The organism is Arthrobacter sp. TB 26, assembly GCF_000427315.1.
In the GTDB taxonomy this organism is placed as follows: Bacteria; Actinomycetota; Actinomycetes; order Actinomycetales; family Micrococcaceae; genus Arthrobacter.
This window is the reverse complement of the sequence record NZ_AUPJ01000489.1, coordinates 1-4,547: the sequence shown is the minus strand read 5'-3', so window position 1 is coordinate 4,547 and position 4,547 is coordinate 1. Positions and strand designations below refer to the sequence as shown.

General features: G+C 69.4%; 4 protein-coding genes. All 4 read right to left on the bottom strand.

Annotated elements, in window-relative coordinates; translation table 11 throughout:
• The coding region (locus K789_RS0119045) for a sugar kinase (RefSeq protein ID WP_024368141.1) at positions 1-943 on the bottom strand (943 nt) is incomplete at its 3' end.
• A complete protein-coding gene (locus tag K789_RS0119040) occupies positions 940-1,638 on the bottom strand; it encodes a bifunctional 4-hydroxy-2-oxoglutarate aldolase/2-dehydro-3-deoxy-phosphogluconate aldolase (RefSeq protein ID WP_084507701.1) in 699 nt (232 codons plus the stop codon). The genes K789_RS0119040 and K789_RS0119045, both read right to left, overlap by 4 nt.
• Entirely contained in the window at positions 1,614-3,182 is a 1,569-nt protein-coding gene (locus tag K789_RS0119035; protein WP_024368139.1) for a UxaA family hydrolase, read from the bottom strand. Before K789_RS0119035 ends, K789_RS0119040 begins: the two co-directional genes overlap by 25 nt.
• Positions 3,179-4,405, bottom strand: coding sequence for a D-mannonate dehydratase ManD (manD, locus tag K789_RS0119030; protein ID WP_024368138.1), 1,227 nt, complete (start codon positions 4,403-4,405; stop codon positions 3,179-3,181). The genes K789_RS0119035 and manD overlap by 4 nt, the downstream gene beginning before the upstream one ends.
• Positions 4,406-4,547: the final 142 nt, after the last annotated feature.

Below are 4,547 nucleotides of genomic sequence, written 5' to 3'. Positions count from 1 at the left end.
GTTCGGCGGCGCCCAGCAGGCCCAGCTCGGATCGCCGCGGCATCCCTTCCCAGTCGCCCGACACCAGGCACGCGTAGGCTCCGGTGCGCACGGCGGTCAGCAGCCGCTCACGCACCGGCTGCCCGTCGAGCAGTTCGGAGAGGTAGCCGCCGACAAAGGCGTCACCGGCCCCCACGGTGTCCACGGCCCGGACCGGAATGGCGTCCTGTTGGTGCTCCTCGCCGTCCACGAGGGCCACGCATCCTTGCGCACCGAGCTTGATGACCACCTGCGCCGGGCCAAGGGCCGCGAGCCGGTGTGCCAGTTCCAGCGGTTCGGCCGCCTCGCCGACGACGATCGCCGCCTCGTCATCGCCGGCGAACACCACGTCCGCCTGCCGGACCAGCGCCTCGAAGGCGGCTGCCGCGGCATCTTTCGGCCACAGGGCGGCGCGGTAGTTAAGGTCGAAGGACACCAGGGTGCCGGCGGATTTGGCGCAGTCGATGGCAGACTGGACCGCCGCCGCGGCGGACTGGGACAGCGCCGGGGTGATGCCGGTGACGTGGAGCAGGCGGGCGGCAGCGATTTTCCGTTCGGGAACGTGCTCCGGCGCGAGGGTTGATCCCGCACTTCCGGAGCGGTAGTACCAGACCTTGGCCGTCTCATTGGTGCGGCGTTCCTTGATCATGAGCCCGGTGGGAGCTTGGGGGTCACGGCCGCACTCGACGTCCAGCCCCTCCGCCATCAGCTCCCGCAGGACCAGGTCGCCCAGGCTGTCCGCGCCCACCCGCCCCACCCAGGTGACCGGGGTACCCAGCCGGCGCAGGGCGATCGCCACGTTGCTTTCCGCGCCGCCAATGCCCAGCCGGAGTGACTCCGTGAAGGCGAGCGGCCCGGGGGTGGCGGCTTTCATCAGCGCCATCGTCTCACCGAGGGTGACGACGTGGCTCGGCCCGGCGCTCACCCCGCGCTCCGGGCGCCGCGTGCTTCGGCGACCAGGCGGCTGACCCTGCGGGCCCGGCGGGTCAGCTCGGAAAGGTCGCCGCCCTTGAAGGCGTCTCCGATGAGCGGGCCGCCGAGGCTGACCGCCAGGGCCCCTGCCCGGATCCAACCGGGCGCGTCCTCGATTTCGACTCCGCCGGAGGGGATGACCGCCAGGTCCGGAAACGGTCCCCGGAGCTGGGCAATGTAGCCAGGGCCGACCGTCGACGCGGGGAAGATCTTGACGGCCGTGGCGCCCGCCCGCCATCCGGTGAACAGTTCCGTTGGCGTCAGACCCCCCGGGAATACGGGGATTCCCCTCCCCGCGGCGGTGCGGACAATGGCGCTGTCGGTCACCGGAGTGACGAGGAAACGCGCCCCGGCGTCGAGGGCCTCGCCGGCCTCCGTCTCCGCCGTGACGGTGCCGACGCCGATTTCGACCTGATCCCCGAAGTCCCGGATCAGTCCGGGCAGGAACTCGAAGACCCCTGCCGTGCTCAGCGTCAGTTCGATCGACCGGACTCCCCCGTCGGCGAGCGCGGCGATGACGGGGGCGTAGTCGCGGGCATGGCCGGCGCGCAGCACCGCCACCACGGGGTTCGCCTGCAGGATGGGGCTCGGGGCGGGCCGCCGGAGCGTGTCCGTCCCGCTGCTCACGTCACGGTTCCCAGTTGCCATGGCACAAATTCTTCCTGTCCGAGGTCGAGTTCTTCGCTGACGGTCTGCGCCCCGGATGCCACGGCGAGGATGCGGGCAAAAATCAGCTCCCCCACCTCCTGGACTGTCGCTTCGCCGTCGACGATGACGCCGCAGTTGAGGTCTAGGTCCTCCGGCATTCGTTGGTAGAGCTCGGTGTTGGTGCCCAGTTTGATGCTGGGTACGGGTTTGCAGCCGAAAACGGATCCGCGGCCGGTGGTAAAGCAGACGACGTTGGCGCCGCCAGCCACGAGCCCGGTGACGGACACCGGATCGTAGCCGGGCGTGTCCATGAAGACGAGTCCCGGGCTGGTCATGGGCTCCGCGTAGGCGTAGACGGCGGACAGCTCTGCCTGGCCGGCCTTGGCCACGGCGCCCAGGGATTTCTCCAGGATCGTAGTCAAACCCCCGGCCTTGTTGCCGGGCGAGGGGTTATTGTCCAGGCTTCCGCCGCCGGAACTCGCGTAGTCCCGCCACCATTTCAGCTGTCCCAGCAGCCGCTGCCCCACTTCGGGAGCGGTGGCCCTGCGGGTGAGGAGGTGCTCGGCCCCGAAGACCTCGGGCGTCTCGGCGAGCGCCGACGTTCCGCCGTAGGCGACCAGCAGGTCCGAGGCGACCCCCAGCGCGGGGTTGGCCGTGATGCCCGAGTACCCGTCCGAGCCGCCGCAGTTCAGGCCCAGCACCAGCTCGGAAACGTCCACCGGCTCCCGCTGCAGTTCGTTGATGACCGGGAGCATCCCGTCGATCAGGGCAACCCCCGCCTTGACCGTGGCCCTGATGCCGCCGGAGTCCTGGATGGTGAGCCGCTCGATCAGCGCGGGGGCCGTTTCCGGGTCGAGGAAGCGTTCCGTCTGCAGCATCTCACAGCCCAGGCCGAGGACCAGCAGGCCGGCGAAGTTGGGGTGCGCCGCGTAGCCGCGGAGTGTACGGACCAGGACTTCGGCGCCCGCGCTGCCCAGCACCATGCCGCAGCCGCTGCCGTGGGTCAGGGCAAAAACCCCGTCAACATTGGGGAAGGCATCAAGGGCGCTGCCGCGGAACTGGTCGGCGATCATCCGGGCGGTGCTGGCCGAGCAGTTCACAGAGGTCAGGATGCCGACGTAGTTGCGGGTGCCGACCTTGCCGTTGGCCCGGCGGTAGCCCTGAAACGTGGGGCGCGGTCCGGCCGGAACGGCAGGGCTGACACGGGCCGTGCCGAACTCGTAGTCCTGCTTCACCTCGTCCATGCCGAGGTTGTGCGTGTGCACGTGGTCCCCCGGCCGGATGCCCGTCAGGGCGCGGCCGATCGACTGCCCGTACTTGTGCACCGGCGCGCCGGCGGCGACCGGCTTCAGCGCGATCTTGTGCCCGCGCGGGACGTTGGCGCTGACTTCCAGCTCGTGCCCGGCGGTGTCCGATGCAGCGTCCCGCAGCCTGGTCCCGGAGGGGAGATCGCGGGTGGCGACGCCCACTTCGTCCCCGGCAGCCAACTGCAAGACGCAGGACGCGAGCGGAAGGGTTCGCGCGGTGGTTTCGGGGGCGTTCACCAGTCGTGCACCGTCCCGTCAAGCAGGCGGGCGGTCGGAAGGTACGCCGGGGTGTACTCGAAGCTGGCGGCGAGGTCGTCGTCGTAGTCAACGCCCAGGCCGGGGTTGTCCCCAGGGTGCAGCAGCCCGTCCTCGAAGGTGTAGCTGGTACGGAACACCTGCAGGGTCTCCTCGGAGTGCTTCATGTACTCTTGGATGCCGAAGTTATGGATCGCCAGTCCCAGGTGCAGCTGGGCCGCCTGGCCCACCGGGGAGATGTCCGTCGGGCCGTGGAAGCCTGACTTGATCTGGTAGATCGCGGCGAAATCCATGAGTTTGCGCAGCGCCGTGATGCCGCCCGTGTGGGTGACGGCGGAGCGGACGTAGTCGATCAGCTGCTCGGTGATCAGCGTCTGGTAGTCGTAGACGGTGTTGAAGACCTCGCCGATCGCCAGCGGCGTGGTGGTCTGGGACCGGACCCGGCGCATGCCCTCCTGGTTTTCCCCGGGGGTGCAGTCCTCCAGCCAAAACAGGTCGTATGGCTCGAGGCTCTTCCCCAGCGAGGCTGCCTGGTTCGGCGTCATCCGGTGGTGGCCGTCATGCAGCAGGACCAGTTCCGGGCCGAACTTCTCCCGGACGGCAGCGAAGACCCCGGGAACGTGGCGGAGGTAGGCGCGGGTGTCCCATAGTTCCTCCGCCGGCTTTGGGAGGCGTTTGGCGGGCTCGTAGTCGTAGCGCTGTCCGGGGCGCTGGTCACCGGCAACGCCGTAGATCTGCCCCAGCCCGGGGACGCCGGTCTGGATGCGGATGGCTTTGAAGCCCTGGTCGAGGTGGTTCTGGATCGAGACGCACAGGGCGTCCAGGTCGGTGCCGGACGCGTGGCCGTAAGCAAGGCAGCCGGTGCGTGAGGCGCCGCCGAGCAATTGGTACAGCGGCAGACCGGCCACCTTCGCCTTGATGTCCCAGAGTGCGACGTCGACGGCGGCAATCGCGGCCATGGTGATGGGGCCGCGGCGCCAGTAGGCGCTGCGGTAGAGGAACTGCCACGCGTCCTCAATCTTCGCCTCGTCGCGCCCGATCAGCAGCGGCACGACGTGCTCCGTGAGATAGGCGGCCACGGCGAGCTCTCGGCCGTTGACGGTGGCGTCGCCAAGCCCCACCACGCCGTCGTCGGTGGTGATGCGCAGCGTAACGAAGTTCCTTCCCGGGCTGCTGACCAGGACCTCGGCTGAGCGTATCGTCATTGATATTCCTTCCGGGTCAGCCGCGGGCTGCGTAGGACTGTAGGGGCAGGTTGTAGGTGAGGTCGACGGCGGTTTCCACGGCTTCCGCCATGCCCAGCCGCCCTTCGGCCACGAGGCGCGCCAGGTACCCGGCGTCGATCCG

Bases quoted from the DNA above. Each gene is read 5' to 3' on its own strand.
- K789_RS0119040 (WP_084507701.1), bottom strand. From the start codon at position 1,638: ATGGCAACTGGGAACCGTGACGTGAGCAGCGGGACGGACACGCTCCGG.
- manD (WP_024368138.1), bottom strand. From the start codon at position 4,405: ATGACGATACGCTCAGCCGAGGTCCTGGTCAGCAGCCCGGGAAGGAAC.